Source organism: Pseudomonas gebzensis, assembly GCF_034427815.1.
Classification (GTDB): Bacteria; Pseudomonadota; Gammaproteobacteria; order Pseudomonadales; family Pseudomonadaceae; genus Aquipseudomonas.
This window is the reverse complement of sequence record NZ_JAXQNS010000002.1, coordinates 496,107-521,185: the sequence shown is the minus strand read 5'-3', so window position 1 is coordinate 521,185 and position 25,079 is coordinate 496,107. Positions and strand designations below refer to the sequence as shown.

Sequence of the window (25,079 nt, the reverse complement as noted above, 5' to 3'; positions counted from 1 at the left end):
ACCCATGTTCAAATATATCGGCCACATCGTGAAAGGCACCGGCACCCAGCTGCGCAGCCTGGCGATGGTGTTCTCCCACGGGTTTCGCAAGCGCGACACCCTGCAGTACCCCGAAGAAGCCGTGTACCTGCCGCCGCGCTACCGCGGGCGCATCGTGCTCACCCGTGACCCGGATGGCGAAGAGCGTTGCGTTGCCTGCAACCTTTGCGCCGTGGCCTGCCCGGTCGGCTGCATCTCGTTGCAGAAAGCCGAGACCGAAGACGGCCGCTGGTACCCGGATTTCTTCCGCATCAACTTCTCACGCTGCATCTTCTGCGGCCTGTGCGAGGAAGCGTGCCCGACCACCGCAATCCAGCTCACGCCGGATTTCGAGATGGCCGAGTTCAAACGTCAGGACCTGGTCTACGAAAAGGAAGATCTGCTGATCTCCGGCCCCGGCAAGAACCCTGACTACAACTTCTACCGTGTTGCCGGGATGGCGATTGCAGGCAAGCCTAAAGGCGCCGCGCAGAACGAAGCCGAGCCGATCAACGTGAAGAGCTTGCTCCCATAAGGACAGAAAGATGGAATTCGCGTTCTACTTCGCATCCGGGATCGCCGTGGTCTCCACCCTTCGGGTGGTGACCGGGACCAATCCTGTGCATGCGCTGCTGTACCTGATCATTTCGCTGATCTCGGTGGCGATGATCTTCTTCGCCCTCGGCGCGCCGTTCGCAGGCGCACTGGAAGTGATCGCCTACGCCGGCGCCATCATGGTGCTGTTCGTCTTCGTGGTGATGATGCTCAACCTCGGCCCCGCCTCGGTCGCCCAGGAACGTGGCTGGCTGACGCCGGGCATCTGGGCCGGCCCCGTGCTGCTTGGCGGCCTGCTGCTGGCCGAGTTGCTGTACGTGCTCTTCGTGAGCCCGAGCGGTGCCGGCATCAGCGGCACCACGGTCGATGCAAAAGCCGTGGGCGTCAGCCTGTTCGGTCCTTACTTGCTGGTGGTCGAGCTTGCCTCGATGCTGCTGCTGGCTGCGGCGGTCACCGCCTTCCACCTGGGCCGCAACGAGGCGAAGGAGTAAATCATGGGTGCTATCCCGATGGAGCATGGTCTGGCAGTCGCCGGCATCCTGTTCTGCTTAGGTCTGGTCGGCCTTATGGTCCGGCGCAACATTCTCTTCGTGCTCATGAGCCTGGAAGTCATGATGAACGCCTCTGCCTTGGCGTTCATCGTCGCCGGCGCGCGCTGGGTACAGCCCGACGGTCAGGTGATGTTCATTCTGGTGATCAGCCTGGCAGCGGCCGAGGCCAGTATTGGCCTGGCGATCCTGCTGCAGCTGTATCGCCGCTTCCACACTCTCGACATCGATGCTGCCAGTGAGATGCGCGGATGAACCTTCTCTTCCTGACTTTCGTCTTTCCCCTGATCGGCTTTTTGCTGCTGTCGTTCTCGCGCGGGCGGTTCTCCGAGAATCTGTCTGCCGTGATCGGCGTCGGCTCGGTCGGCCTCTCGGCGGCCGTGGCCGCTTACGTGATCTGGCAGTTCAACGTCGCGCCGCCCGAAGGCGGTGCGTACAGCCAGCTGCTGTGGCAATGGATGTCGGTGGACGGCTTCGCGCCGAGCTTCACCCTGTACCTGGATGGCCTGTCGGTCACCATGCTGGGTGTGGTCACCGGGGTGGGCTTCCTGATCCACTTGTTCGCTTCCTGGTACATGCGCGGCGATACCGGCTATTCGCGGTTCTTCTCGTACACCAACCTGTTCATCGCCAGCATGCTGTTCCTGATCCTGGGCGATAACCTGCTGTTCATCTACTTCGGCTGGGAAGGCGTGGGCCTGTGCTCGTACCTGCTGATCGGCTTCTACTACAGCAACCGCAACAACGGCAACGCTGCACTGAAGGCGTTCATCGTGACCCGCATCGGCGACGTGTTCATGGCCATCGGCCTGTTCATTCTGTTCGCCCAGCTGGGCACGCTGAACGTGCAGGAACTGCTGGTGCTGGCGCCGCAGAAATTCCAGGCCGGCGATACCTGGATGGTGCTGGCCACGCTGATGCTGCTCGGTGGTGCGGTCGGTAAGTCGGCGCAGCTGCCGCTGCAGACCTGGCTGGCCGACGCGATGGCAGGCCCGACCCCGGTCTCGGCACTGATCCACGCCGCGACCATGGTCACCGCTGGCGTATACTTGATCGCCCGTACCAACGGTTTGTTCCTGCTGGCCCCGGACATCCTCCACCTGGTGGGCGTGGTCGGCGGCGTGACGCTGGTGCTGGCTGGCTTCGCCGCGTTGGTACAGACCGACATCAAGCGCATCCTCGCCTACTCGACCATGAGCCAGATCGGCTACATGTTCCTGGCGTTGGGTGTGGGTGCCTGGCAAGCAGCGATCTTCCACCTGATGACCCACGCCTTCTTCAAGGCCCTGCTGTTCCTTGCCTCGGGTTCGGTGATCAATGCCTGCCACCACGAGCAGAACATCTTCAAGATGGGCGGCCTGTGGAAAAAGCTGCCGTTGGCCTATGCCAGCTTCCTGGTCGGTGGCGCGGCCCTGGCGGCCTTGCCGATCATCACCGTGGGCTTCTATTCCAAGGACGAAATCCTCTGGGAAGCGTTCGCCAGCGGTAACAGCGGCCTGCTGTATGCCGGCCTGCTGGGCGCGTTCATGACCTCGCTGTACACCTTCCGCCTGATCTTCATCGCCTTCCATGGCGAAGCCAAGACCGAGGCCCACGCCGGCCACGGCCTGGCCCACGGCTTGCCGCTGGGTGTGCTGATCGTGCTGTCGACCTTCATCGGCGCCTGGATTCACCCGCCGCTGGCTGGCGTGCTGCCAGAAAGCGCAGGGCATGCCGGTGGCGAGGCGCAACACAGCCTGGAAATCGCCTCGGGCGCCATTGCCATCGCCGGTATCCTGCTGGCGGCCATGCTGTTCTTGGGCAAGCGTCGCTTCGTCACGGCGGTGGCCAACAGCGGCATCGGCCGCTTCTTCTCGGCCTGGTGGTATGCGGCGTGGGGCTTCGACTGGCTGTACGACAAGCTGTTCGTCAAGCCGTACCTGTGGATCAGCCACGTGCTGCGCAAAGATCCGGTTGACCGCACCATCGGCGCGATACCGCGCCTGGCGCGCGGCGGCCACGTAGCCATGAGCAAGACCGAGACCGGCCAGCTGCGCTGGTACACCGCCTCCATCGCCCTGGGCGCCGTGCTGGTGCTTGGCGCTGTCGTGGTGGCAGCGGTATGACCCTGAATCTTGCGAACCTTGCGACTCTGCGAAAGGAAACGAACCCGTCATGATTTTGCCTTGGCTGATCCTGATTCCCTTCATCGGCGGCCTCCTGTGCTGGCTGGCTGAGCGCTTCGGCGCCACCCTGCCGCGCTGGATCGCGCTGCTGACCATGTCCCTGTTGCTCGGCATCGGCCTGTGGCTGTGGGCAACCGGCGACTACACCCTCGCCCCTGCCCCGGGTGCTGAACCGGCCTGGGCCCTGGAATTCAAGGTCCAGTGGATCCAGCGCTTTGGCATCAGTGTGCACCTGGCCCTGGATGGCCTGTCGCTGCTGATGATCCTGCTGACCGGCTTGCTCGGCGTGCTCTCGGTGCTGTGCTCCTGGAAAGAGATCCAGGCCCACGTCGGCTTCTTCCACCTCAACCTGATGTGGATCCTGGGCGGCGTGGTCGGGGTGTTCCTGGCCCTGGACCTGTTCCTGTTCTTCTTCTTCTGGGAAATGATGCTGGTGCCGATGTACTTCCTCATCGCGCTCTGGGGTCACAGCTCGGCAGACGGCAAGAAGACGCGCATCTATGCGGCAACCAAGTTCTTCATCTTCACCCAGGCCAGCGGCCTGATCATGCTGGTGGCGATCCTGGGCCTGGTGCTGTTCAACTACAACACCACCGGCGTGCTGACCTTCAACTACAGCGACCTGCTCAAGGCCGAGCTGCCACCTGGTGTTGAATACCTGCTGATGCTGGGCTTCTTCATTGCCTTTGCGGTGAAACTGCCAGTCGTGCCGTTCCACTCCTGGCTGCCCGATGCGCACGCACAGGCGCCGACGGCAGGTTCAGTGGACCTGGCCGGTATCCTGTTGAAGACGGCCGCCTATGGCCTGCTGCGCTTTGCCCTGCCGCTGTTCCCCAACGCCTCGGCAGAGTTCGCGCCGATTGCCATGACCCTCGGCTTGATCGGTATCTTCTACGGCGCCTTCCTGGCCTTCGCACAGACCGACATCAAGCGCCTGATCGCGTTTTCCAGCGTGTCGCACATGGGCTTTGTGCTGATCGGTATCTATTCGGGCAGCCAGCAAGCGCTGCAAGGCGCCGTGATCCAGATGCTCGCCCACGGCGTTTCGGCGGCAGCGTTGTTCATCCTCAGCGGCCAGCTCTACGAGCGCCTGCACACCCGGGACATGCGCCAGATGGGCGGGCTGTGGCACCGCATCGCTTACCTGCCGGCCATCAGCCTGTTCTTCGCAGCGGCATCCCTGGGCCTGCCGGGCACTGGCAACTTCGTCGGTGAGTTCCTGATCCTGATCGGCAGCTTCGCCACTGCCCCATGGTTCACCGTGATTGCCACGACCGGTCTGGTGTTTGGCTCTGTGTACTCGCTGATCATGATTCACCGCGCCTACTTCGGTCCGTCCAAGGGCGATACCGTGCTGGCCGGCATGGACGGCCGCGAGCTGACCATGGTGCTGGGCCTGGCGGTCCTGCTGATCGTGCTGGGCGTGTACCCGCAGCCGTTCCTCGACACTTCTGCCGCCACCATGAGTGGTGTGCAGCAGTGGCTCGGTTCCGCTTTCACTCAACTCGCTTCGGCCCGGTAAGAGCGCTATGGAATTCACCACACAACACTTCATCGCACTGGCGCCGATGCTCATCACCACGATCACCACGGTCGTGGTGATGCTGGCGATCGCCTGGAAGCGCAACCACTCACAAACCTTCCTGCTGTCTACCATCGGCCTGAACCTGGCCCTGCTGTCGATCATCCCGGCCATGAAAGTCGCCCCGTTGGCAGTGACCGGCCTGATCACCATCGACTACTTCGCCTGTTTGTACATGGCCTTGATGCTGGTGGCGACGCTGGCCTGCGTGACCCTGGCCCACGCCTACCTGGGTGAAGGCGCCACCGGCTACCCCGGTAATCGCGAAGAGCTCTATCTGCTGCTGCTGATGTCGGCTCTGGGCGGCCTGGTGCTGGTCAGCGCCAACCACCTGGCCGGGCTGTTCATCGGCCTGGAGCTGCTCTCGGTGCCGGTGTACGGCCTGGTGGCTTACGCCTTCTTCAACAAGCGTTCGCTGGAAGCCGGCATCAAGTACATGGTGCTCTCGGCAGCCGGCTCTGCGTTCCTGCTGTTCGGCATGGCGCTGCTGTATGCCGACGCCGGCAGCCTGAGCTTCGCGGGTATCGGCAAGGCCCTGGCCAGCACCGGCATGCCGAGCCTGCTGGCGCAACTGGGCCTGGGCATGATGCTGGTGGGCCTGGCCTTCAAGCTGTCGCTGGTGCCGTTCCACCTGTGGACCCCGGACGTCTACGAAGGCGCCCCGGCGCCGGTGGCGGCGTTCTTGGCAACGGCCAGCAAGGTGGCGGTGTTCGCCGTGGTGGTACGCCTGTTCATGCTCTCGCCGGCGGCCAGCAGTGGCGTGCTCAGCACCGTACTGGCAGTCATTGCCGTCGCCTCGATCCTGGTCGGCAACCTGCTGGCGCTGACCCAGAGCAACCTCAAGCGTCTGTTGGGTTACTCCTCCATCGCGCACTTTGGTTACCTGCTGATCGCCCTGGTAGCGAGCAAGGGCCTGGCCATGGAAGCGATGGGCGTGTACCTGGTCACCTACGTGATCACCAGCCTGGGCGCATTCGGCGTCATCACCCTGATGTCTTCGCCCTACGCAGGGCGCGATGCCGATGCGCTGTATGAGTACCGCGGGCTGTTCTGGCGTCGTCCGTACTTGACTGCCGTGCTGACCGTGATGATGCTGTCGCTGGCCGGTATTCCGCTCACGGCGGGCTTCATCGGCAAGTTCTACATCATCGCCACCGGCGTGCAATCGCAGCTGTGGTGGCTGGTGGGTGCGTTGGTGGTCGGTAGCGCCATCGGTGTGTATTACTACCTGCGCGTGATGGTGACGCTGTACCTGGCCGAGCCTAATCTGCGTCGTCACGATGCCCCGCTGAAGTGGGAACAGCGCACCGGCGGCGTGATGCTGCTGGCCATCGCCATCCTGGCGTTCGTGCTGGGTGTCTACCCGCAACCGTTAATCGATCTGGTACAGCAGGCGGGTCTGCCACTGCTCGGCTGATAGCCCAACTGCCGACATAAAAACACCCCGCCTTGGCGGGGTGTTTTGTTTTCGGGAATCACGCCTGTGCCGCTTCGCCGTCCGCGTCCTTGACCAACGCCGCCCGGCGCAGCTCGCGGTCAGCCTTGGGCAGATTGACCTCGGGGTTGGGCATGCCACTGGGCGAAAGCTCGTGGGTCATCTCGAACTCGGCGCGTACCGACCAACCACAGGCTTCAGCCGTGCACTGAAGATAGGCGATGCGCAGAAAGACGTGTTTGCCTTCGCTGGTGCGGATGCGCATCCGACTGTTGCAATGCGGGCAGACCAACTTGTAGCCGCTCACAGCCAGCTCCAGGAGGTGACTGCTTCTAGTCGCCGAGGATGTAAGTAAAATCCGCAATGTGTGTCAGAATTCTCAACTACTATGAGGGTAAATTTCATGTTGTCGACGCTCATGCTAGAAGTTCTCAATCAATCATAAGACCAGTATTTGTAACGAGTAGTTTACGCTCAGAAAAGATCGTTAACTAGTCATGGATATTCATTATGAGTAGCACCCCTTTGAGTCTTGTACTCACCCGCTTGAAGCTGCTGACCTGTGCGCAAAGCGATGCTCAGCTATCCAGGACTTTGCAGATCAGCCCACAGACCTTAAGCAGTTGGAAAGTCCGCGACAGCGTTCCATACGCACTTTGCGTAGATATTGCGCGCACCTATGCCTGCTCACTCGACTGGTTGCTGCTAGGCGAAGGCGAACCACAGCGCGTACCCAGCACGCTTGATGACTGGGAGGCTCGCCTGCTTGCGCAACTGCGTACCCTTACCCTGCCCGACCGCGAAGCCATCTTGATGCAGGTGAAGGACAAGCAGCGTTTGCGGCAATTGGAACAGCAAGTCCAGACCCTCAACGAGCAACTGATGGCGGTGAGCAACTGATGGCGGTACAGCGCTGAGGCCTGTGGATACGCGGTGACACGGCGGTCTAGCCACCCCAGTCTGTCGCCGCGCGTCAACTGCGCCGCTTCCAGCGCTGTAGCAGCTCTTGCAGGTCCAGACCGTCCAGCCACACCATGATTTTCAAGCTGATCGGGATGACCACCACCGCCGCCGAGAACGCCGCCATACCGCCCTCCAACATCGGCGCCAGGCTGACGATCAGGGGCTCGAACAAGCATCCCACTCCAGTACTGAGCACCATCAGCACCACGCTCTTGCGCACAGAGCGACGCGCGCCGGCGCCGAGCATCAGCCATACCTTCATGCGCCCACGTGCCAGGCTGACGAGCAGTGCACCCAACGTCGCGCCATACAGCACTTGCACATCCAAGCCCATACACTGTGCGATGGCCTGCCTGCACGCCTGGATCAGCGAATCGTCAATCATCGAACACCTCCGGCGTCATGGTGTGCGCATGCAGGGTGTAGGTCAGTGCAGAACGCGTCGCGCGTTCCAGGCATTCCCGGTAGCAACGCGACAAGGCTCGTCCAGGCGCATGCGTGTCGATGTCCTCCAGGCGCTTGAAGCCGCGGTCGCGCAGCACCCGCCGCCATTGGGCGAACTCCCGCGCGGCGGTGATGGCCGCGCTGCGCGCGGCCAGTTGCAGTTGTGCATCGGTGACCGACTCATCCAGGCCCAAATGACTGCGTAACGTCTGCAAGTCGATGCGTGGCCAGAACGGATCGTGGCTGTCGGCGTAACGCGCCACCGGCGCCGTGCACGTCGCCGGATCGCCTGCTTCAGCGTTCATCCTTCATCTCCTCAGGGTCACACAGCAGGTCGTAGCGAATGGCCTTGATGACTGCAGCTACACGCGTTTCGACTTCGAACTTGCGCAGCAGATTGCCCACGTGGAAATTCACCGTGGACTCCTTGCACCCCAGGATCTGCCCGATCTCCCAGGAGGTCTTGCCGTAGGCGCACCACAGCAGCACTTGCTGCTCTCGGGGGGTGAGGCGAATGTTCGAAGGGTCTTGCCGGTCAAGTGTGATGGTGTGAGCTGTGTACATGGTGGGGCTCCGCAAGCATGTAGGCCTTTCCCGGCAACCCGGGGGTGGCGAAGGCTTCACCTTACGAAGGGGCTGCTGCTGCCTCCAGGCACTGCACTTGTAAAGCGCGCGGCGACAAACGCGTTTCCTGAGGGTAACGCCGCACGCGAATGAAGAAAGTCGTGCTTTGCAGCCTGCTGCGTGCGTCTCAACGCGATTGCCCGTGTGCTTACCGATTGGAGTAGCTCGATGCGTCCCGCCCTACCCTTCGCCCGCTGCCTGGGCGTTCTGGCCCTGCTGCCCGCCGCCGCCAGCGCCACCGATCCCGCACCTGTGGAGCTGGGCCAAGTGGTCATCAGCGAATCGAGCAGCGAAACCGAGCGCGCCGCCGCGCGCCTGCAGGCCCAGCCCGGCGCCAGCAACCTGATCGACCTGCAGCAGGTCGACCAAGGGCGGGTGTCGAGCAATCAAGATGTGCTGGCTTATCAACCGGGCGTGTTTGCCCAGTCAGCGGGCAATGAGGGCATCAAGCTGTCGATTCGTGGCTCTGGCATCAACCGCGCGCCAGGCGCCCATGGCTCAGGGGTGTACGCCATGTTCGACGGCCTGCCGCTGACCGGCCCCGGTGGTACGCCCTATGAGTTGCTGGAGCCGCTGTGGCTGAACCGGGTTGAGGTACTGCGCGGAGCCAATGGCATGCAGTACGGCGCACTGGCCTTGGGCGGCGCGATCAATTATATCACTCACACCGGCTTTGACGCGGCGCCCTTGCAGGTGCGCTATGAAGTCGGCAGCCATGGCTACAGCCATCGCCAGATCAGCTCGGGCCAGGTGCTCGGCGATCTGGACTATTACCTAGCCCTGACCGACATGCAGTACGACGGTTACCAGACCCACAGCAGTGGCCGCGCCAAAGGCGTGGCGGCCAACCTTGGCTACCGCTTCAACGCGAACCTGGACACTCGCTTCTACCTGCGCTACCGCGAAACCGACAACGACCTGGCCGGCCGCCTCACCCAGGAACAGATCCGTCACGACCCGCGCGCCGCCAATCCGGTCTACCTGCGCCGTGACGCCAGCCGCCCGCAACCGGGCAGCACCTGGCTGGCGAACAAGACCACCTACACGTTTGATGACGATTCCAGCCTGGTCGCCGGACTGGTCTACCACGACTTCCCCATGGACCTGCGCGAAGGCCCCAACCGCCTGAAAGTGGCCTACAGCGACGTCAGCGGCACGCTGGATTATCACCGCCGCGACACCCTCGCCGGGCATGAGAGCAAGACCCGCCTCGGCTGGCGCACCAGCAAACACCTGCCCAACACCGGCGCGTCCGAGTTCGTCCGGGTGCCCGAGCCTGCCAACGGCATGCGCCCGGTCGGCACACGCACGCGTGACTTCAGCTACCAGGGTTCAGACACCGTGCTGCACGCCAGCAACGACCTCGAGCTGATCGACGACCTGTGGCTGACCACGGGTCTGGCCATGCTCTACACCCGCCGCGAGAGCGACGTCAGCTACCCGGCGCAGGGCGGTAAGGTCAGCCAGCATGACTGGGACTACGCCCCGCGCATTGGTCTGCGGTATGACATGGACCCTGACCTGCAGGTCTACGCCAACCTCAGCCGCTCGGTCGAACCGCCGCACCCGTGGGCGTTGATCTGGAGTTCGCCGGCGGTGGCCGGTGGGCAGATCCAGCCAATCGAGATGCAGAACCAGACGGCCACCACGCTGGAACTCGGCGCGCGCGGCGATTCACGCCTGGGCCGCTGGGATCTGGCCTGGTACTACGCGCGCGTGCGCCACGAGCTACTGGCCGTCGAGTGGGTGCCGAACATCAGCACGGCGGAGTTCAACGCCAGCCCGACGGTCCATCAAGGCCTTGAAACAGGCCTCGACAGCACCCTCTGGCAAGCGCGCGATGGCGGTCGGCTCGGCCTGCGTCAGGCCTATACCTACAGCGACTTCCATTACCGCAACGACCCGCGCTTTGGCAGCACCCGTTTGCCAGGCCTGCCGGTGCACTATTACCAGGGCGAGCTGCGCTACGACTGGCCGAGCGGCCTCTACGCTGCGGCCAATACCCACCTTGCCTCGAAGGTGCAGGTCGATTACGCCAACAGCCAGCACGCCAATGGCTATGCCACCTTCGGCGCGCGTCTGGGCTGGAATTCGCCCAAGCAGGACTGGCAGACCTGGCTCGACCTGCGCAATCTTGGTGATAAACGCTATGCAGCCACCGTCACGCCCGGCTTTGACGACAAGGGCCAGGACATTGCGCGCGCGACACCCGGTGAAGGTCGCGCCGCCTATGTCGGGGTGTCGTATAGCTTCCAGTAAACAAAAAGGCCCGAACCGGTACACCGGTTCGGGCCTGGGCTGACGCATCGATCAATCCGGCAGGTTCACCTTGGGCTGGTTGTTCGAGAAGATCGCCCAGCTGGAAATGAACAGCGCGGCAATCAACGGGCCGATGACGAAGCCATTGAGACCGAACACCGCCATACCACCCAGGGTCGAGACCAGGATCAGGTAGTCAGGCATCTTGGTGTCCTTGCCCACTAGCAGCGGGCGCAGCACGTTGTCCACCAGGCCGATCACCAGCACACCATAGGCGGTCAGAATGATGCCTTGCCAGAACATTCCTGTGACCAGGAAATACACGGCCACCGGGCCCCAGACGATGCCCGCACCGACTGCCGGCAGCAGCGAGAGAAACGCCATCAGCACGGCCCAGACCAGGGCGCTGGGGATGTCGAGAATCCAGAAGATGATCCCGCCCAGCGCGCCTTGAGTGATGGCGACCACCAGGTTGCCTTTGACGGTCGCACGCACCACCCGGTTGAATTTCAGCTGCAGACGACGCTTCTGCTCTTCGGGCAGTGGCACGCACTGGCGTATCTTGCGTGCGGTTTCCGGCCCCTCGCGCAGGAAGAAGAACAGGATGTACAGCATGATGCCAAAGCTCACGATGAAGTCGAACGTGCCTTGGCCGAAGCTGAACGCCTGGGTCGCCAGGTACTGGCTGCCCTGGCTGGCGAACTGGGTGATCTTCGCGCGCAGCCCGTCGAGGTTGCCGACGCCGAGGCGATCCAGGCCGTTCTGGGCGAAGGTCGGCAGCATGTTCTTGCCATGTTCGAGGTAGCCGGCGATGTCCAGGTTGCCGCTCTGGATACGCTGGTACAACGAGGCCCCCTCTTGCACCAGCAGGCCGCTGATGACGATGACGGGCAGAATGGCGATGGTCAGACAGACGAACAGCGTGGCACCGGCAGCCAGATTGCGGCGCTTGTTGAAACGCATGAGCATCTTGCGCTGCATGGGGGTGAAGATGATCGCGAGCACCACGGCCCAGAACACCGCGCCGTAGTACGGCAGCAAGATCCAGATGAAGGCAATGGTGACCGCGGCGAGCAACACGGTCAGTGCCTTGTTCTGCAGTACAGTTTCGTTCATGAAGTTTCCTCGAGAATTCACCCCTTTAGTGCACGGCGATCAGGCAAAAGTGCCGTTGATGCAGATCAATACTGCGTCGCTTCTAGCGCCTTAGCATTCGCGCCTTTTGCCAGGTGCCCCATGACCCCTCCCGCCACGCCCGAATTGCTGGCCCCCGCCGGCTCGTTGCAGACCCTGCGCTATGCCTTTGCCTATGGCGCCGACGCGGTTTACGCCGGCCAGCCACGCTACAGCCTGCGGGTGCGCAACAACGCGTTTGATCACGCCACGCTCGCGCAGGGCATCGAAGAAGCCCACGCCTTGGGCAAGCGGTTGTACGTAGTGGTCAACATCGCGCCGCACAATGCCAAGCTGAAAACTTTCCTCAAGGACCTGGCGCCGGTGATCGCCATGGGCCCGGATGCGCTGATCATGTCCGACCCCGGGCTGATCATGCTGGTGCGCCAGCACTATCCAGACATGCCCGTGCACCTGTCGGTGCAAGCCAACACGGTGAACTGGGCCAGCGTCCGTTTCTGGCAGCAACTGGGGCTGACGCGGGTGATTCTGTCGCGCGAGCTGTCGCTCGAAGAGATCGAGGAGATACGCCAGCAGGTCCCCGACATGCAGCTGGAAGTGTTCGTGCACGGCGCTTTGTGCATGGCGTATTCGGGGCGCTGTCTGTTGTCGGGCTACCTCAACCGACGCGACGCCAATCAAGGCAGCTGCACCAACGCCTGTCGCTGGAAATACCAGGCCAGCGAAGCCACCGAGAACATCACCGGCGAGATCGTGCGCGAAGTCGATCCGACCCTGGGTCTGGGTGCGCCCACCGAACAGGTGTTCCTGCTGCAGGAAAGCAGCCGCCCCGAAGACGACATGCCGGCGTTCGAGGACGAGCACGGCACTTACATCATGAATGCCAAGGACCTGCGCGCCGTGCAGCATGTCCAGCGCCTGGCCGAGATGGGTGTTCACTCGCTGAAAATCGAGGGCCGCACCAAGTCGCACTTCTACTGCGCCCGCGCGGTTCAGGCCTACCGCCAGGCCATCGACGACGCCGCCGCCGGCAAACCGTTCGACCACACCCTGATGCACAACCTCGAATCCCTCGCGCAGCGCGGCTACACCGAAGGCTTTCTGCGCCGGCACGTGCATGACGAATACCAGAACTATCAGCGCGGCAACTCGCAGTCCGAGCGCCAGCAATTCGTCGGCGAGCTGACCGGCGCACGCGTCGACGGGCTGGCCGAGGTCAAGGTGAAGAACCGCTTTGCGCTGGGCGACCACCTGGAGCTGATGACCCCGCGCGGCAACTATCATTTCGACCTGCACCGCCTGTGCGACCGCCAGCAGCGGCCGATCGAGGTGGCGCCGGGGGATGGCCATGTGGTGTACCTGCCGATTCCCGAAGGCGTATCGCTAGCGTTCGGCCTGCTGATGCGTGACCTGAACCTGACCGTTTCGTCATCTGCCGCTCAGGTCGCTGACAGCTGGCCACGGTGACAATCACCCCGTTGAGCCCTATGCTCGGCCACCCGCTGCGCGGGGCTCGCTCATCCCTGCGTCCGGAGGCGCCTTGACCATGCTGCGCAAACACCTGCTCACCCTCACCCTGCTCGCCTCGGCCGGGCTGGCCCAGGCCGCCCAGACCATCGATGTGTACCGCGACCCCAACTGCGGCTGCTGCAAGCACTGGATCAGCCATCTGCGCGACAACGGCTTTACCGTCAATGACCATGTCGAGCCGCAGATGAGCGCGGTGAAACAGCGCCTGGGCGTCGCGCCGCGCCTGGCCTCGTGCCACACCGGGGTCATCGACGGCAAGTTCGTCGAAGGCCATGTGCCGGCTGAGCAGATCCACGCGCTGCTCGCGCGCGATGATTTGAAGGGTATTGCGGTGCCGGGCATGCCGATCGGCTCGCCGGGCATGGAGATGGGTGATCGCAAAGACGCTTATCAGGTGATCGGCGTGACCCACGACGGCCAGGATGTGCAGGTCGCGCAGTACTGATGCTGGCGTGGACGGCGCTGTTCTTCAGCGCTTTCGGGGCCGCCACGCTGCTGCCGTTGCAGTCGGAGGCGGTGCTGGTGAGCCTGCTGCTGCGCCAGCCACAGGCGTGGATTACCTTGTTGCTGGTAGCGACTGCGGGCAACGTACTGGGTTCGGTGGTGAACTGGTGGCTGGGCCGCCTGCTTGATCGGCTGCGGCACCGTCGCTGGTTTCCGTTCACTCCCGGGCAACTGCAACGCGCCCAGCAGCGCTACCGGCGCTGGGGTTGCTGGTCGTTGCTGCTGAGCTGGATGCCGGTAATCGGTGATCCGCTGACATTGATTGCCGGCCTCCTGCGTGAGCCGTTCTGGCGCTTCCTGATACTGGTGACGTTGGCCAAGGCCGGTCGCTACCTGGTGCTGGCGATGATCACCCTGGGCGTGATCACAGCCCGCTGACGCCTAGGCAAAGCGCTGCAATTGCATCTCACGCAAGCGGCTCAGGGTGCGCTGATAGGGGAATGCCAAGTAGCCCTCGGTGTACAACTGCGCCAGCGGCACCTCAGCTTCCAGGAACAGGCCCACGCGGCGGTCATAGCATTCGTCGACCAGCGCGATGAAGCGGCGCACGCTGTCGTCATGGGGCGCGAGCGTTGGCAGCAAGCGGTCGCCTGCGGCCACCCGTTGCGGCCCGTCTTCCGTGCCACGGGCAATGCGGCCGGCCCGCTGCACGCCGCTCAGGCACGGCACCCCTTGCAGCAAAATGGCGGTGAACTGGTCGCACAGCGCTATGAACTCGATGGCAGCCAGCGGTTGCCGGCACAGGTCGTTGAAGTGGCACCAGACGACGCGCGGAGCACGCCGAATGACCGCGATCTGCCGGGTACCGACAGTCAACGCTTGTGCGCTGCCCGGCTGGCCGGCACTGAGGCGCGTGAACACGCCCTGCAATGCCGTGGGCTGGCCGGGCTCGGCGACCCAATAGCGTTGGCAGGCAGCACCGGGGTGCAGCCGATGGTCCTGCTCGCCGTCTACGGCCTCGATCAGCATGTGCTGCTGCATGGCCGTGATGGCCGGCAGGAAGCGTTGCCGATTGAACCCCTCGCTGTAGAGCTGCTCAGGCGGCTGATTGGAGGTCGCGACCACCACTACACCATGAGCGAACAACACCTGGAACAGCCGCCCCAGCAACATGGCATCGCCGATATCGCTGACGAACAGCTCGTCGAAGCACAACACGCAAATGTCTTGGGCCAAGGTGCGTGCCAATGCGTTCAGAGGGTCGGCGGTGCCGCTGAGCTGAAACAGCCGCTGGTGCACCCAGGCCATGAAGTGATGAAAATGCTGGCGGCGCGCGGGCACGGTCAGGGCGCTGTAGAACAGGTCCATCAACCAGGTCTTGCCCCGGCCTACCGGGCCCCAGAGATACACGCCCTGGGTAAGCCGGCCCTGCTGCAAGCACTCGAAGCAGGCCTGCAGGGCATCGACCGCACGCGCTTGGGCGGCGTCCGCGACAATCTCGCTGCGAGCGAGGGCCGATTGGTACTGACTGATGGGCGCTGGGGCTGGCATAGGTATGTCTTGGGCAAAAACCCTAGCTTACGTGAGGCGGTCAGGCGCCACGGCTTGAAAAGCGACAAACACAACAAAACCCACCATCAGCAGGTGCCGAGGGCGAGCGAAATGAGTTTGGAAATAATGGCAGGGGCGGCTGGATTCGAACCAACGCATGGCAGGATCAAAACCTGCTGCCTTACCGCTTGGCGACGCCCCTGTATCGATTCGGCAAATCGAATGACTGCCGGATTGACGCTTCCTGCTGAATGACAACTGTGTTGCCGAGGAATGCGTGGCACTGTACCAACAAAGGTTGGCACTGGGAAGCCTTGGTCGAAAAAAAATTCCATAAAACAGCGAGTTACCGGCCAAGCGATACATTGCAACGCTGCCACCAACCGTTCATCGGTTTTCCTGGCCGCTTCGCTTAACAACGGCGTGTTTCGTCATTCCAAACCTGTAACCGACTCAGGTGCCCATCAGGAGGATGTCATGCCCGTCTCACACGATTTGTACCAGGACCTGCAATACCCCCGCGAAATCGTTCAGCAACGCCGTCAAACGGATGCCGAACTCGATCGGCTGCTGGACGACTACGTCGATATCGACAACCAGGTGCTGGCAGCCGAATCGATTTCCGCCGGCAATTATGTTGATGAAGACCTGCGCCACCTGAAGGAACGGCGCCTGGCGGTGAAGTACATGATCGAGAGGCAACTGACCCGCAAGGTCTGAACGCTCGCCACGGGTCAGCCGCGCAGCACGCCGCTGCGCCCTGCAGACCGGGCGGCCCTGGTCCTGGCCTGTCGGGGCGGTTGTGGCCGCGTGCGGTGCAGCACGGCCCGCGTTCAGCCTTGACCGCTGCGACTGACGCAACGGTGCGCATGGCCCGGCGAGCCAGAGCAGGCACCGCGAGGTGCCGAAGCGCCGGCGAGCCGCAGCAAAGCTCGGTCGATTGGCCGCATCGAGCCAGTGCCGCTATCATGCCGCCCTCCGCAGCTACCTGGCCACTGGCCCATGCACAGTCTTGATGATCTTCGCGCCGGGCGTCTGCTCGGCGCCACCCGCCTCGACCTCAGCGCGCAATTGCGCCATTTCCCGTCGGAAATCTTCGACCTGGCCGACAGCCTGGAAATCCTCAACCTGACCGGCAACCAGCTGACCGAGCTACCGGCCGATCTGCACCGTCTACGCCGTTTGAAGGTGCTGTTCTGCTCGGACAACCTTTTTACCGAACTGCCCGAAGCTGTGGGCGCCTGCGCGCAGCTGCAGACGGTCGGCTTCAGAAGCAACCGCATTCGTGAGGTGAACGCCGATGCGTTGCCCGCCGGGCTGCGCGCCTTGATCCTGACCGACAACCGCATCGAAACCCTTCCCGAGGCCCTGGGCCACTGCCAGCACCTGCAAAAGCTCATGCTCGCCGGCAACCGCCTCACCGCTTTGCCCGAAAGCCTGCAACAGTGCCAGCGCCTGGAGCTGCTGCGCATCGCCAGCAACCGCCTGAGCGCCCTGCCCGACTGGCTGCTGCGGCTCCCGCGCCTGGCCTGGCTGGCGTATGCCGACAACCCGCTGCCGGCCGGTTTCCAGGCGCCGCTCGAGGCGGCGCTTTGCCCGCGCATCGACTGGGCGACACTGACCCTCGCCGGCGAGCTGGGACGCGGCGCTTCGGGAGTCATCCATGCCGCGCAGTGGACGGCCCAAGCTGCACCCGTGGCGGTCAAGGTGTACAAGGGGGCGATCACCAGCGATGGCTCGCCCCAGGCTGAAATGACTGCCTGCCTGGCCGCCGGTGATCATCCGCACCTGGTGCAGGTAGCCGGCCGGGTGGACGATCATCCCGAGCATGTGCCCGCACTGGTGATGCAACGCATCCCCGCACAGTGGCGCAACCTGGCCGGTCCACCCACGCTGGACAGCTGCACACGCGACCAGTATGGCGCCGGCCCGACGCTGGCCATGCCGGCCCTGCTGCGCCTGGCCGAGGGCATCGCGTCGGTGGCTGCGCACCTGCATGCCCGTGGCATCAACCACGGCGACCTGTATGGCCACAACATCCTCGTCCATGCGGCCAGCGGCCAGTGCCTGCTGAGCGACTTCGGCGCAGCGTCGTTCTATCCACCGGGCGGTGCCTTGCAGGCACTGGAAGTGCGTGCGTTCGGCATTCTGCTGCTCGAACTGCTGGCACTTGGCGCCCAGGCTCATGGCCCGCTGCATGCCATGGCCGAACGCTGCACGCAGCCTGATGTAGCCCTGCGCCCGTGCTTCGCCGATCTGGCCGCCGAGCTGCAACAGCGGCTCACAGCCAGCATCCACTGACCCTTCGCCCGCGAGCCCCACATGGACATCGATCAGGCCCGAACCTTCCTGCAAATCATCCGCTGCGGCAGCCTGGTCGCCGCGGCTGAGCAGCTGTTTGTCTCGCAGACGGCGATCACTGCGCGGGTGCAGCGCCTGGAACAGCACCTGGGCTGCAGACTGTTCCTGCGCGGGCGCAGCGGCGTGACCTTGACCGCCGACGGTGAAGCCTTCGTGCCCTATGCCCATCAGTTGGTGCAAACCTGGGAAGCAGCGCGCCGCGAATTGCCATTGCCGGCAGGCCCGCGCCAGCGGCTGCACCTGGGCGCCGCAGTGAGCCTGGGCAATCCGCTGCTGCTGGAATGGGTCAGCGCCTTGCATGACGCGCAGCCCGGCCTGGCCTTGCGCAGTGAAGTAGGTGACGGTGAGTCCCTGCTGCGCAAGGTCGAGGGGGGCTTGCTGGACGCCGCGTTGGTGTATCACCCCAGCTACGGGCCCGGGCTGCAGGTTGAACAGTTGCTGGAGGAAAAGCTGGTACAGGTGCGCCGAGTCGACCGCCATGCGCCGTACATCTACATCGATTGGGGTGAGACCTTCCGCCGCCAGCATGATGCCGCGCTGCCAGACTGCGCACCTGCGGCGCTGTCGTTCAATCTGGGGCCGCTGGCCCTGCAGTTCATTCTCGAACGCGGGGGCAGTGGCTACTTCCGCACCCGGGTGGTCCAGGCCTACCTCGACAGTGGCGTGCTGGAGCGCGTGCCGCACGCACCGGAGTTCACCTACCCCACGTTTATCGTCTCTTCGCGCAAGGACGACAGCCGCGCCCTGGCACAGGCCCTGCAGGTGCTACGCAGGCTGGTCGAAGGCGGTACCAGTGACTGGTCACAGCGCTGGGACCCGCTCGCCTGAGGCGGCCGTCCGGGCGCGGAGCAAGTGGCGTTTGAGGCCGGCGAGCAGGTCGGTCTGAGTGATCACCCCAACCAAGCGCTCGCCCTCCAGCACCGGCAGGCAGTGCAGGCCCTGCTCACACAACAGCGGCAGCAGGCGCTGCAACGGCTCGTCACTGGCCACGCTGACCACGCGCCGGCTCATGATCTGCGCCAGGCGTACGGGTTGCCGGGCAAATGGCCGGCGCCAGCTGAAACGGCTGCGGGCCATGGCGGGGGCTACCAGATCACTGAGGCTGACGATGCCCACCAGTTGGCCCGCCTGCACCACCGGCAGGGTGTTCAGGCGATGGCTGGACAACAGCGCCCAAGCGCGCTCAAGGGTGGTTTCGGGGGTCGCGAACTGCACGTCCCGGGCCATCACCGAGGCTGCGCGAAGGCCGCCCAGGCTGCGGCGAAGCGCCTGCTGTTCAGTCGCCTGGATGATGCGTTCGAGCTCGTCGCGGCTGACGTCGACGTATTCGCCCAAGGCCTCCAGCGCCTGATCGAGATCGTCACCGGTGACACCGACCCGCTCACTGGGCGGCAGATCGAGCGTCTGGTGCGGATCTTTGCGCGGCGCCGCCTTGGGATAGCGGACCCCGGTCAGACCGTTATAGGCCACGGCCACCGCCAGCAGGATCAGCACATTGAGCAACACAGGCTCCAGCAGGTGATCACCCAGCGCGACCATGCCAGGATCGGCCAACACCGCGGTAACCGCCACCGCGCCACCGGGCGGGTGCAGGCAGCGCAGCAGGCACATCAGCACCAGGGACACCCCCAGCGCAGCGCCTGCGACCCACAGCTCGCTGCCCAAGCCATGGCGCAGCAAGAGCCCCGTCAGGCATGCCGTAGCGTAGCTGCCAACGACCGGCCAGGGTTGCGCCAGCGGCCCGGAATGCACCGCGAACAGCAGTACCGCCGACGCCGCCAATGGCCCGAGCAGGTGCAAGGCAATGCCAGGACCGAACGCCAGGCTGCACAGGTAGCCGGCGAGAAACAGGGCCAAGGCCGCGCCGAAGCTGGCGCGTAGCCATTGTCTGGGTGGGATGTGCAATGAAGGGGGCAGAATGCGCTGCAGAAGGCTCAGAGCTTTGGGCATGGGTCAGTGATCGTGATGGCTGAAGCGAGGGGTCACAGCGACCTCGGGCAGGTCGGCCTGCATGCGTAGCGGCGCGGTAGGCGCAAGGCCTCCGGCACGCCACGCAGTGTGACGAAGCGAGCGCATGCCAGCCAATTCAAAAGACTGTTGGCTGGCTGCAGTTTTATTGCAGTGGCGCTCCGAGCAGGTGATTCATAGGCCGCTGTCAGTGCGCGCGCCGCGGCAGCTCAACGCTTACCCTGAGGCCGCCCAGCGGGCTTTGCAGCAGGACGATCTGCCCAGCCCACGCCTCGACGATATCGCGCACGATCCCCAGGCCCAGGCCATGTCCGGCCACCTGCTCGTCCAGGCGCGAGCCGCGTTCGAGCACCTGCTCGCGCGCAGCTTGCGCAATGCCCGGGCCGTCGTCGTCGACCCACAACCGATAGCCGGCCTCATGCGCCACGATACCCAGGCGCACTTCGCTGTCGGCCCATTTGCAAGCGTTGTCGAGCAGGTTGCCGAGCAGTTCGAGCAAGTCTTCGCGGTCCCAGGGCAGTTGCAGGCCCGCTGGCACGTCTCGCGCCAGGATCAGGCCCTCACCGTGAATCATGCCCAACGTGGCCAGCAGACCGGGCAGCTCGGCGTCGCAGTCGAACTGCGCCCCGGGCAGTGCGTCACCGGCCAGGCGGGCGCGGTTAAGCTCGCGGGTCAGGCGTTGGCGAATCTGCTCCAGTTGCTCATGCATCTGCGCGCTGATCTGCGGCGCGCCGCGCAGGTGCTCGCTGCTGGCCAGGCTGACCAGCACCGCCAGCGGCGTCTTCAAGGCATGGCCCAGGTTGCCCAAGGCATTGCGTGAGCGGCGCAGGCTGTCTTCGGTGTGCGCCAGCAGGTGATTGACCTGCGCCACCAGCGGCTCGAGCTCGACCGGCACTTGGCTGTCGAGTTGCGAGCGCTGGCCTTGCTGCAACTGCGCGATCTGCTGGCGCGCCCGTTCCAGCGGGCGCAGCGAGCGGGTCACGGTGATGCGCTGCAGCACCAGGATCAGCAGCAGGGCGACCAGACCCAGGCCCAGGCCGATCTGTTGCATACGGCGAAAGCCTTGGCGCACAGGGGTGTAATCCTGGGCCACGCTGATCGAGATGTTCTGCCCCAGACGCCGATAGTCGGCCCGGTGGATCAACAGCTGCTGGCCCTCGGGGCCGAGTTGTTGATTGTCCTCCAGACCTACACTGGCGGGACGCGGCATGTCCACATCCCACAACGAGCGGGAGCGCCAATGGCCCTGGTCGAAGTCGATGCGAAAGTAGTAGCCGGAAAACGGTCGGTGATACGCCGCCGCGACCCTGCGTTCATCCAGCTGAATGCCCGTGGAACCGCGTACCAGCGCGGCCAGCAGGTTTTCACTTTCCTTGCGCAGGCCCGCTTCGAGGTAGCGTTGCAGGCCGGCCTCGAACAGCCACAGAGTCGATTGCGCCAGTGTCAGGCCGACCGCTACCAGCACCGCGACCAGGCCGACGCTCAGGCGCCCCTGAATCGACCTCAATCGCGGCTCCCGGCGTACAGGTAGCCCTGGCCGCGGCGGGTTTCGATGACGCTGCGACCCAGCTTGCGCCGCAGGTGGTTGACGTGCACTTCAAGCACATTGGAGTCGCGCTCGGTTTCGCCGTCGTACAGGTGTTCGGCCAGATGGCTTTTGGAGAGGATCTGCTGCGGGTGCAGCATGAAGTAGCGCAACAGGCGAAATTCGGCAGCCGTGAGCTGGATCTCGACGCCTTCGCGGATAGCGCATTGACGGCGCTCGTCCAATTGCAGGCCGGCCGCTTCGAGGCTGGGCTGGTTGGCCAGGCCGCGGGCACGGCGCAGCAGCGACTGGATACGCAGTTGCAGCTCTTCGGGGTGGAACGGTTTGCTCAGGTAATCGTCGGCGCCGGCCTTCAGGCCCTCGACGCGTTCAGCCCACGAGCCGCGAGCGGTGAGCACCAGCACCGGAGTGTGCAAGCCAGCGGCGCGCCATTGCGACAGTACCTCCAGCCCGGGCAAGCCCGGCAAGCCGAGGTCCAGAATAATCAGGTCATAAGGTTCGCTCTGGCCCTGATACACCGCGTCGCGGCCATCGGCCAGCCAATCGATGGCATAGCCTTGGCGCTGCAACGCGGCGGTCAGTTCATCGGCCAGGGGCACATTGTCTTCAACCAGCAACAGGCGCATTCAATCGTCTTCCTCATCTTTGAGCAGCGCACCGGTCGCGGCATCGAACTTGATTTCACGCACGACCCCCTCGGGGGTCAGGATTTCCACTTCGTATTCATAACGGTCATGTTCCTCTTCGAGCTCGGCCTCCAGCAAGCGCGCCCCGGGATAACGTCCCAGGGCGGCTTCGAGCAGTCGCTCAAGGGGCACGATGGTGCCCCGGTGCCGCAGTTCGAGCGCTTCATCCTGGTCCAGGTCACGACCGACCGCCAGGGTGCTGGCGGCCAGTAGCGTCAGGCCCAGGCAGCGGACGGGCCGGGGCAGAGTGAGCATCAGCGGTCCTGTTCGTCCTTGACCACTTCACCGGTCTTGGCGTCAAGTGCCACGTCCCATTCCACGTTGTTGGTGTCCCGCAGTTCGACCTTGTAGATGTAGCGGCCGTACTCGTCTTCCAGCTCGCTGTCCGTCACAGTGGCGCCAGGATGCTTGGCAACAGCGGCGGCCTTCAACTCGTCGAGCGACTTGATGGTCTTGGCGTTTACCAGCTTGACCACTTCGTCAGGTTGTACGTCTTTGGCGAAGGCGGCAGCGCTACCGAAGGTCAGAGCAGCGGCGGTGAACAGGGCAGTCAAAGTTTTCATGGGTGTACTCCGTTGGGTCTCAAAGTTGTCTACGCAATCAACACTACTGCCGCGGGCTTAACTGAACCTGAAAAGCGCTGGCGCCATGATAGCGCAGCTCAGTGCCCGCAGCTGGGGGCTTGGACCGTGCCAATGGACGATAAGCTCCATCGCCATGGAACAGACCCTGTCCGCCCATCCAGCTTGGATGCAAAGCCAGTACCGCCTCGGCGCCGGTCAGTAGTAGCGTCCCGCCTTCAATGAATGGCTCCAGCCCGTGTGAACGCCCGCGGACTGGGGTGCTGTCGACCTGGGAGGTCAAATGGAACGTGTACAAGCTATCGACCAAACGGCATTGGACGAGGCGCTGATTGCGTTTGCCCGTTACAAGATTGGAGAAATACGGATTTTCGACCTGGAGCGTGCCATGAGCTTCGAGGCGGGCCAGGCCTTGGCCGAAAGTGGCTTGGTGCGGTTCTCGATCGCCAGGATGGTGTCGGGACGCTACCGCATCAGCGACGAAGGGGAGAGCGCCATCACACCGTCTGGACGGGAGCGCCTGGAGGCGCTCCGAGGCTGACAGCCATTCTTGCCTGGCTGCCCGACCTCAGTGTCGGGCGGGCAGGTCCAGGCGCCCGGCGCGCCTTGTGCGACGCGCCGGGTGCCGACGACGCCGATCGTAGAATCCGCCGGCCAGTGAGGCAAAACAGGTTAAGATGCGCACACAGTTGGTCGCCTGAGGCGTACCGCGCCGTGCTGGCCGCCTCAGTACCCGGCGGCCAACGGCGGCCGTCGCCGACGAGCCGTTCCTGGCAAGGCGCCAGACGCCCTCCCCTCTTCACAGCGATACAGGTCCACCCGTGGAAATCTTCAAAGAGTTTACGTTCGAATCGGCTCACCGCCTGCCCAATGTCTCCGCCGGCCACAAGTGCGGACGGCTGCATGGCCATTCCTTCAAGGTTGCACTGCACCTGACCGGGCCACTGGATCCGCACACCGGATGGATCCGCGACTTCAGCGAAATCAAGGCCGTGTTCAAGCCGATCTACGACCAGCTCGATCACAACTACCTCAATGACATTCCTGGCCTGGAAAACCCCACCAGCGAAGTTATCGCGCAGTGGATCTGGAATCAGGTCAAGCCACTGCTGCCAGAGCTCTCCAAGGTGCGCATTCACGAGACTTGCACCAGCGGTTGCGAATATACCGGCGACTGATCCCCACGGCTCAGTCCTCCCCGCTGAGCCGGTTAAATTTCGGGTGAGGCGGCACGTTCGAGTGGAGCACCTGCAACGCCAAGTAACCACGACGCCCGGTTCGCTCGTTAAGGTAGGCCCGGCCGCCCTCGATCAAGCGGCGGACGATGCGCCCACTCGGCGCAAACAAGACGATCCCGGTGCAGGTATCGCCGCTGCTCAAGGCGGTGGGATCGAGGCCGTCGAGGGTCCACAGCGACGCGGCCAGATTCCTGCGAACACGCACTACCAGCCCTTCGCTATCGAGCAATGGATCGACGGGCAGATCGATATGCCACGTTGGCACCGGATCCGGCAGACGCACATCTGCCGACGGCGATACCTGCGCAGTGGAAGCGCCTGGGCGCGCATTGTTCGGATACATTCCCAGATAGCCACCACGGCTGACATCCAGGGCGTACTCAAGCTCCGGCCAACGGTCGACGTTGGCGCCCGCATAGGCCGGACGGATTTCATACGCGTAGAGCTCGCCAATCTGGTAGACGCCAAACCAGAAGTACTCACAGTAAATGCGCTGCCGCGGGCCAATGAACGGCAGGCCGTCGCGCAAGAATGACTGGATTTCTTTGGGATCATAGTCACGGCCAGACATCAGCCAGCCATCGTCTCCGTTCCAGTCGTTGAACTCCACCCATAACGGTTTGAACTGCTGACCCGGAGAGCGCAACTTGTCTGGATCGGTGAGCGGGTCACCGGCGAACTGCCAGTGGCATCTGGCATTGAATGACAACAACGGCTGAAACACATAGTCGCTCATGGCACATTCACCCCTACTGGGCTGAGAACAGGCGCCAACAGTAGCGCTGCGCCGTCTTGCCCGGCAGCAGGAAAGCCTTCTAGGCGCTATCGGCACGCGCCAAGGGACGATGACTGGGCAACGGTCGTTGCCGTCTACCTGAGATGCCTAGCCAGGGGCGCCTAGCCAGGGGCGCCTAGCCCAGTGCGTCACCGAGAAAGGCCGGCGCGATGTAGCGCTCGTAGTGAGCTTCGGAGAGCAGAAAGAACTCACGGTCAATGGCGTCACGCAAGCGCGGCAAGTCCCAGTCACGGAACTCCGGCAGCAGTACCACACCGTAGGCGTCGAGGTCGCGGATCATCCGGGCGCCGCGGGCGATCAACTGATAGGCCCAGCAGTACTCGGACTGACGCGCAACGAAGCGGATGGAGCGTTGTTCGAGCTGAACACGCAGGCGTGCTTTGTCGAACACCTCAAGCTTGGCCATCATCACCTGCACCAACAGCTGTTCCAGGCGCAGCCAGACGGCCCGCTTCGCCTCCTCGTCGTAGCTGTTCCAGTGGATCACTTCGTGGTGAAAACGCTTGCAGCCGCGGCACACGAGGTCGCCGTAGACCGTGGAACAGAGGCCGACACAAGGGGTTTTGATGGACTTGCTGGACATGGCAGAACAACAGCTGGGCGGTGAGAGACGGTGCCATGTTAGCCCTTTGTCTAACCAGGGTCACTCGC

At 63.7% G+C, this 25,079-nt stretch carries 29 protein-coding genes and 1 tRNA gene; 16 read left to right on the top strand and 14 right to left on the bottom strand.

The genetic code is table 11. The features are described 5' to 3' along the window. The first annotated feature begins 4 nt into the window (after nucleotides 1-4). Genes nuoI through nuoN form a run of 6 tightly spaced genes read left to right on the top strand, consistent with a single transcriptional unit; the run spans nucleotide 5 to nucleotide 6,285 of the window. Nucleotides 5-553: an NADH-quinone oxidoreductase subunit NuoI gene (gene nuoI, locus SJI00_RS06400; protein ID WP_312934302.1), complete on the top strand. Its 549-nt coding sequence runs from the start codon at nucleotides 5-7 to the stop codon at nucleotides 551-553. A 10-nt stretch (nucleotides 554-563) separates the two neighbouring features. Then, nucleotides 564-1,064 carry an NADH-quinone oxidoreductase subunit J gene (gene nuoJ, locus SJI00_RS06395; protein ID WP_322460888.1) on the top strand — a complete coding sequence of 167 codons (501 nt, stop codon included), beginning with the start codon at nucleotides 564-566 and terminating at the stop codon, nucleotides 1,062-1,064. 3 nt (nucleotides 1,065-1,067) lie between these two features. Further along, the gene (gene nuoK, locus SJI00_RS06390; protein ID WP_322460887.1) at nucleotides 1,068-1,376 is read left to right on the top strand and encodes an NADH-quinone oxidoreductase subunit NuoK; all 309 of its coding nucleotides are present in this window, start codon (nucleotides 1,068-1,070) and stop codon (nucleotides 1,374-1,376) included. Continuing rightward, nucleotides 1,373-3,226, top strand: a complete 1,854-nt coding sequence (gene nuoL, locus SJI00_RS06385; RefSeq protein WP_322460886.1) for an NADH-quinone oxidoreductase subunit L — start codon at nucleotides 1,373-1,375, stop codon at nucleotides 3,224-3,226. Before nuoK ends, nuoL begins: the two co-directional genes overlap by 4 nt. A gap of 49 nt (nucleotides 3,227-3,275) precedes the next feature. Then, the gene (gene nuoM, locus SJI00_RS06380) at nucleotides 3,276-4,808 is read left to right on the top strand and encodes an NADH-quinone oxidoreductase subunit M (RefSeq protein WP_322460885.1); all 1,533 of its coding nucleotides are present in this window, start codon (nucleotides 3,276-3,278) and stop codon (nucleotides 4,806-4,808) included. A gap of 7 nt (nucleotides 4,809-4,815) precedes the next feature. Next, nucleotides 4,816-6,285 (top strand): NADH-quinone oxidoreductase subunit NuoN, encoded by a 1,470-nt coding sequence (gene nuoN, locus SJI00_RS06375; RefSeq protein WP_322460884.1) that lies wholly within the window; start codon nucleotides 4,816-4,818, stop codon nucleotides 6,283-6,285. A 58-nt stretch (nucleotides 6,286-6,343) separates the two neighbouring features. On the opposite strand, the gene SJI00_RS06370 is transcribed toward nuoN, so the two are convergent. Then, a complete protein-coding gene (locus SJI00_RS06370) occupies nucleotides 6,344-6,610 on the bottom strand; it encodes an Ogr/Delta-like zinc finger protein (RefSeq protein ID WP_322460883.1) in 267 nt (88 codons plus the stop codon). Nucleotides 6,611-6,813: 203 nt separating this feature from the next. Between SJI00_RS06370 and SJI00_RS06365 the strand changes: the two genes are divergently transcribed. Further along, a complete protein-coding gene (locus SJI00_RS06365) occupies nucleotides 6,814-7,203 on the top strand; it encodes a helix-turn-helix domain-containing protein (protein WP_322460882.1) in 390 nt (129 codons plus the stop codon). Between the two features lie 73 nt (nucleotides 7,204-7,276). Here the strand turns inward: SJI00_RS06365 and SJI00_RS06360 are convergent, their stop codons facing one another. Genes SJI00_RS06360 through SJI00_RS06350 form a run of 3 tightly spaced genes read right to left on the bottom strand, consistent with a single transcriptional unit; the run spans nucleotide 7,277 to nucleotide 8,274 of the window. Further along, on the bottom strand, nucleotides 7,277-7,651 hold the full coding sequence (locus SJI00_RS06360; RefSeq protein ID WP_322460881.1) for a hypothetical protein: 375 nt from the start codon (nucleotides 7,649-7,651) through the stop codon (nucleotides 7,277-7,279). Continuing rightward, nucleotides 7,644-8,015, bottom strand: a complete 372-nt coding sequence (locus SJI00_RS06355) for a head completion/stabilization protein (protein ID WP_322460880.1) — start codon at nucleotides 8,013-8,015, stop codon at nucleotides 7,644-7,646. Before SJI00_RS06355 ends, SJI00_RS06360 begins: the two co-directional genes overlap by 8 nt. Then, nucleotides 8,005-8,274, bottom strand: coding sequence for a helix-turn-helix domain-containing protein (locus SJI00_RS06350; protein WP_322460879.1), 270 nt, complete (start codon nucleotides 8,272-8,274; stop codon nucleotides 8,005-8,007). The genes SJI00_RS06355 and SJI00_RS06350 overlap by 11 nt, the downstream gene beginning before the upstream one ends. Before the next feature lie 228 nt (nucleotides 8,275-8,502). Between SJI00_RS06350 and SJI00_RS06345 the strand changes: the two genes are divergently transcribed. After that, the gene (locus SJI00_RS06345) at nucleotides 8,503-10,593 is read left to right on the top strand and encodes a TonB-dependent receptor family protein (RefSeq protein ID WP_322460878.1); all 2,091 of its coding nucleotides are present in this window, start codon (nucleotides 8,503-8,505) and stop codon (nucleotides 10,591-10,593) included. 51 nt (nucleotides 10,594-10,644) lie between these two features. On the opposite strand, the gene SJI00_RS06340 is transcribed toward SJI00_RS06345, so the two are convergent. After that, nucleotides 10,645-11,709, bottom strand: coding sequence for an AI-2E family transporter (locus tag SJI00_RS06340; protein WP_322460877.1), 1,065 nt, complete (start codon nucleotides 11,707-11,709; stop codon nucleotides 10,645-10,647). A gap of 120 nt (nucleotides 11,710-11,829) precedes the next feature. Here SJI00_RS06340 and trhP point away from each other — a divergent pair, with 120 nt between their 5' ends. The 3 genes from trhP to SJI00_RS06325 all read left to right on the top strand — a co-directional run bounded on the left by trhP (nucleotide 11,830) and on the right by SJI00_RS06325 (nucleotide 14,139). Beyond that, entirely contained in the window at nucleotides 11,830-13,194 is a 1,365-nt protein-coding gene (gene trhP, locus SJI00_RS06335; RefSeq protein WP_322460876.1) for a prephenate-dependent tRNA uridine(34) hydroxylase TrhP, read from the top strand. Nucleotides 13,195-13,273: 79 nt separating this feature from the next. Continuing rightward, nucleotides 13,274-13,702, top strand: a complete 429-nt coding sequence (locus SJI00_RS06330; protein WP_322460875.1) for a DUF411 domain-containing protein — start codon at nucleotides 13,274-13,276, stop codon at nucleotides 13,700-13,702. Beyond that, the gene (locus SJI00_RS06325; protein WP_322460874.1) at nucleotides 13,702-14,139 is read left to right on the top strand and encodes a YqaA family protein; all 438 of its coding nucleotides are present in this window, start codon (nucleotides 13,702-13,704) and stop codon (nucleotides 14,137-14,139) included. Before SJI00_RS06330 ends, SJI00_RS06325 begins: the two co-directional genes overlap by 1 nt. A 3-nt stretch (nucleotides 14,140-14,142) precedes the next feature. Here SJI00_RS06325 and zapE read toward each other — a convergent pair whose 3' ends face one another. Continuing rightward, a complete protein-coding gene (gene zapE, locus SJI00_RS06320; RefSeq protein WP_322460873.1) occupies nucleotides 14,143-15,252 on the bottom strand; it encodes a cell division protein ZapE in 1,110 nt (369 codons plus the stop codon). A gap of 127 nt (nucleotides 15,253-15,379) precedes the next feature. Beyond that, nucleotides 15,380-15,454 (bottom strand) — tRNA-Gln (locus tag SJI00_RS06315). A 275-nt stretch (nucleotides 15,455-15,729) separates the two neighbouring features. On the opposite strand from SJI00_RS06315, the gene SJI00_RS06310 reads away from it, so the two are divergent. The 3 genes from SJI00_RS06310 to SJI00_RS06300 all read left to right on the top strand — a co-directional run bounded on the left by SJI00_RS06310 (nucleotide 15,730) and on the right by SJI00_RS06300 (nucleotide 18,441). Next, nucleotides 15,730-15,972, top strand: a complete 243-nt coding sequence (locus SJI00_RS06310; protein ID WP_322460872.1) for a hypothetical protein — start codon at nucleotides 15,730-15,732, stop codon at nucleotides 15,970-15,972. 282 nt (nucleotides 15,973-16,254) lie between these two features. After that, complete coding sequence (locus SJI00_RS06305; protein ID WP_322460871.1) at nucleotides 16,255-17,553, top strand: leucine-rich repeat-containing protein kinase family protein; 1,299 nt, start codon at nucleotides 16,255-16,257, stop codon at nucleotides 17,551-17,553. 21 nt (nucleotides 17,554-17,574) lie between these two features. Continuing rightward, a complete protein-coding gene (locus SJI00_RS06300; protein ID WP_322460870.1) occupies nucleotides 17,575-18,441 on the top strand; it encodes a LysR family transcriptional regulator in 867 nt (288 codons plus the stop codon). Here SJI00_RS06300 and SJI00_RS06295 read toward each other — a convergent pair. The 5 genes from SJI00_RS06295 to SJI00_RS06275 form a co-directional block, all read right to left on the bottom strand. Continuing rightward, complete coding sequence (locus tag SJI00_RS06295) at nucleotides 18,415-19,563, bottom strand: HPP family protein (RefSeq protein WP_322460869.1); 1,149 nt, start codon at nucleotides 19,561-19,563, stop codon at nucleotides 18,415-18,417. The genes SJI00_RS06300 and SJI00_RS06295 overlap by 27 nt on opposite strands. Before the next feature lie 205 nt (nucleotides 19,564-19,768). Beyond that, nucleotides 19,769-21,088 (bottom strand): sensor histidine kinase, encoded by a 1,320-nt coding sequence (locus tag SJI00_RS06290; protein ID WP_322460868.1) that lies wholly within the window; start codon nucleotides 21,086-21,088, stop codon nucleotides 19,769-19,771. Further along, nucleotides 21,085-21,753 carry a response regulator transcription factor gene (locus tag SJI00_RS06285; protein ID WP_322460867.1) on the bottom strand — a complete coding sequence of 223 codons (669 nt, stop codon included), beginning with the start codon at nucleotides 21,751-21,753 and terminating at the stop codon, nucleotides 21,085-21,087. Before SJI00_RS06285 ends, SJI00_RS06290 begins: the two co-directional genes overlap by 4 nt. Beyond that, entirely contained in the window at nucleotides 21,754-22,068 is a 315-nt protein-coding gene (locus SJI00_RS06280; RefSeq protein ID WP_322460866.1) for a PepSY domain-containing protein, read from the bottom strand. Further along, on the bottom strand, nucleotides 22,068-22,376 hold the full coding sequence (locus SJI00_RS06275; RefSeq protein WP_322460865.1) for a PepSY domain-containing protein: 309 nt from the start codon (nucleotides 22,374-22,376) through the stop codon (nucleotides 22,068-22,070). The genes SJI00_RS06280 and SJI00_RS06275 overlap by 1 nt, the downstream gene beginning before the upstream one ends. A gap of 301 nt (nucleotides 22,377-22,677) precedes the next feature. Here SJI00_RS06275 and SJI00_RS06270 point away from each other — a divergent pair, with 301 nt between their 5' ends. Together SJI00_RS06270 and queD are read left to right on the top strand one after the other, a co-directional pair. Beyond that, nucleotides 22,678-22,935 (top strand): hypothetical protein, encoded by a 258-nt coding sequence (locus tag SJI00_RS06270; RefSeq protein ID WP_322460864.1) that lies wholly within the window; start codon nucleotides 22,678-22,680, stop codon nucleotides 22,933-22,935. Between the two features lie 280 nt (nucleotides 22,936-23,215). Beyond that, nucleotides 23,216-23,572: a 6-carboxytetrahydropterin synthase QueD gene (gene queD, locus SJI00_RS06265; RefSeq protein WP_322460863.1), complete on the top strand. Its 357-nt coding sequence runs from the start codon at nucleotides 23,216-23,218 to the stop codon at nucleotides 23,570-23,572. Nucleotides 23,573-23,582: 10 nt separating this feature from the next. Here the strand turns inward: queD and SJI00_RS06260 are convergent, their stop codons facing one another. Together SJI00_RS06260 and SJI00_RS06255 are read right to left on the bottom strand one after the other, a co-directional pair. Beyond that, nucleotides 23,583-24,368 carry a hypothetical protein gene (locus SJI00_RS06260; protein ID WP_322460862.1) on the bottom strand — a complete coding sequence of 262 codons (786 nt, stop codon included), beginning with the start codon at nucleotides 24,366-24,368 and terminating at the stop codon, nucleotides 23,583-23,585. A 175-nt stretch (nucleotides 24,369-24,543) separates the two neighbouring features. After that, a complete protein-coding gene (locus SJI00_RS06255; RefSeq protein WP_322460861.1) occupies nucleotides 24,544-25,011 on the bottom strand; it encodes a DUF1289 domain-containing protein in 468 nt (155 codons plus the stop codon). Nucleotides 25,012-25,079: the final 68 nt, after the last annotated feature.

Bases quoted from the DNA above. Each gene is read 5' to 3' on its own strand.
- trhP (WP_322460876.1), top strand. From the start codon at position 11,830: ATGACCCCTCCCGCCACGCCCGAATTGCTGGCCCCCGCCGGCTCGTTG.
- SJI00_RS06275 (WP_322460865.1), bottom strand. From the start codon at position 22,376: ATGAAAACTTTGACTGCCCTGTTCACCGCCGCTGCTCTGACCTTCGGT.
- SJI00_RS06365 (WP_322460882.1), top strand. From the start codon at position 6,814: ATGAGTAGCACCCCTTTGAGTCTTGTACTCACCCGCTTGAAGCTGCTG.
- SJI00_RS06360 (WP_322460881.1), bottom strand. From the start codon at position 7,651: ATGATTGACGATTCGCTGATCCAGGCGTGCAGGCAGGCCATCGCACAG.
- nuoK (WP_322460887.1), top strand. From the start codon at position 1,068: ATGGGTGCTATCCCGATGGAGCATGGTCTGGCAGTCGCCGGCATCCTG.
- SJI00_RS06280 (WP_322460866.1), bottom strand. From the start codon at position 22,068: ATGCTCACTCTGCCCCGGCCCGTCCGCTGCCTGGGCCTGACGCTACTG.
- nuoM (WP_322460885.1), top strand. From the start codon at position 3,276: ATGATTTTGCCTTGGCTGATCCTGATTCCCTTCATCGGCGGCCTCCTG.
- SJI00_RS06260 (WP_322460862.1), bottom strand. From the start codon at position 24,368: ATGAGCGACTATGTGTTTCAGCCGTTGTTGTCATTCAATGCCAGATGC.
- nuoI (WP_312934302.1), top strand. From the start codon at position 5: ATGTTCAAATATATCGGCCACATCGTGAAAGGCACCGGCACCCAGCTG.
- SJI00_RS06295 (WP_322460869.1), bottom strand. From the start codon at position 19,563: ATGCCCAAAGCTCTGAGCCTTCTGCAGCGCATTCTGCCCCCTTCATTG.
- SJI00_RS06300 (WP_322460870.1), top strand. From the start codon at position 17,575: ATGGACATCGATCAGGCCCGAACCTTCCTGCAAATCATCCGCTGCGGC.
- SJI00_RS06345 (WP_322460878.1), top strand. From the start codon at position 8,503: ATGCGTCCCGCCCTACCCTTCGCCCGCTGCCTGGGCGTTCTGGCCCTG.
- SJI00_RS06285 (WP_322460867.1), bottom strand. From the start codon at position 21,753: ATGCGCCTGTTGCTGGTTGAAGACAATGTGCCCCTGGCCGATGAACTG.
- zapE (WP_322460873.1), bottom strand. From the start codon at position 15,252: ATGCCAGCCCCAGCGCCCATCAGTCAGTACCAATCGGCCCTCGCTCGC.
- SJI00_RS06255 (WP_322460861.1), bottom strand. From the start codon at position 25,011: ATGTCCAGCAAGTCCATCAAAACCCCTTGTGTCGGCCTCTGTTCCACG.
- SJI00_RS06325 (WP_322460874.1), top strand. From the start codon at position 13,702: ATGCTGGCGTGGACGGCGCTGTTCTTCAGCGCTTTCGGGGCCGCCACG.
- SJI00_RS06355 (WP_322460880.1), bottom strand. From the start codon at position 8,015: ATGAACGCTGAAGCAGGCGATCCGGCGACGTGCACGGCGCCGGTGGCG.
- nuoN (WP_322460884.1), top strand. From the start codon at position 4,816: ATGGAATTCACCACACAACACTTCATCGCACTGGCGCCGATGCTCATC.
- SJI00_RS06330 (WP_322460875.1), top strand. From the start codon at position 13,274: ATGCTGCGCAAACACCTGCTCACCCTCACCCTGCTCGCCTCGGCCGGG.
- SJI00_RS06270 (WP_322460864.1), top strand. From the start codon at position 22,678: ATGGAACGTGTACAAGCTATCGACCAAACGGCATTGGACGAGGCGCTG.
- nuoL (WP_322460886.1), top strand. From the start codon at position 1,373: ATGAACCTTCTCTTCCTGACTTTCGTCTTTCCCCTGATCGGCTTTTTG.
- SJI00_RS06340 (WP_322460877.1), bottom strand. From the start codon at position 11,709: ATGAACGAAACTGTACTGCAGAACAAGGCACTGACCGTGTTGCTCGCC.
- nuoJ (WP_322460888.1), top strand. From the start codon at position 564: ATGGAATTCGCGTTCTACTTCGCATCCGGGATCGCCGTGGTCTCCACC.
- SJI00_RS06305 (WP_322460871.1), top strand. From the start codon at position 16,255: ATGCACAGTCTTGATGATCTTCGCGCCGGGCGTCTGCTCGGCGCCACC.
- SJI00_RS06310 (WP_322460872.1), top strand. From the start codon at position 15,730: ATGCCCGTCTCACACGATTTGTACCAGGACCTGCAATACCCCCGCGAA.
- SJI00_RS06350 (WP_322460879.1), bottom strand. From the start codon at position 8,274: ATGTACACAGCTCACACCATCACACTTGACCGGCAAGACCCTTCGAAC.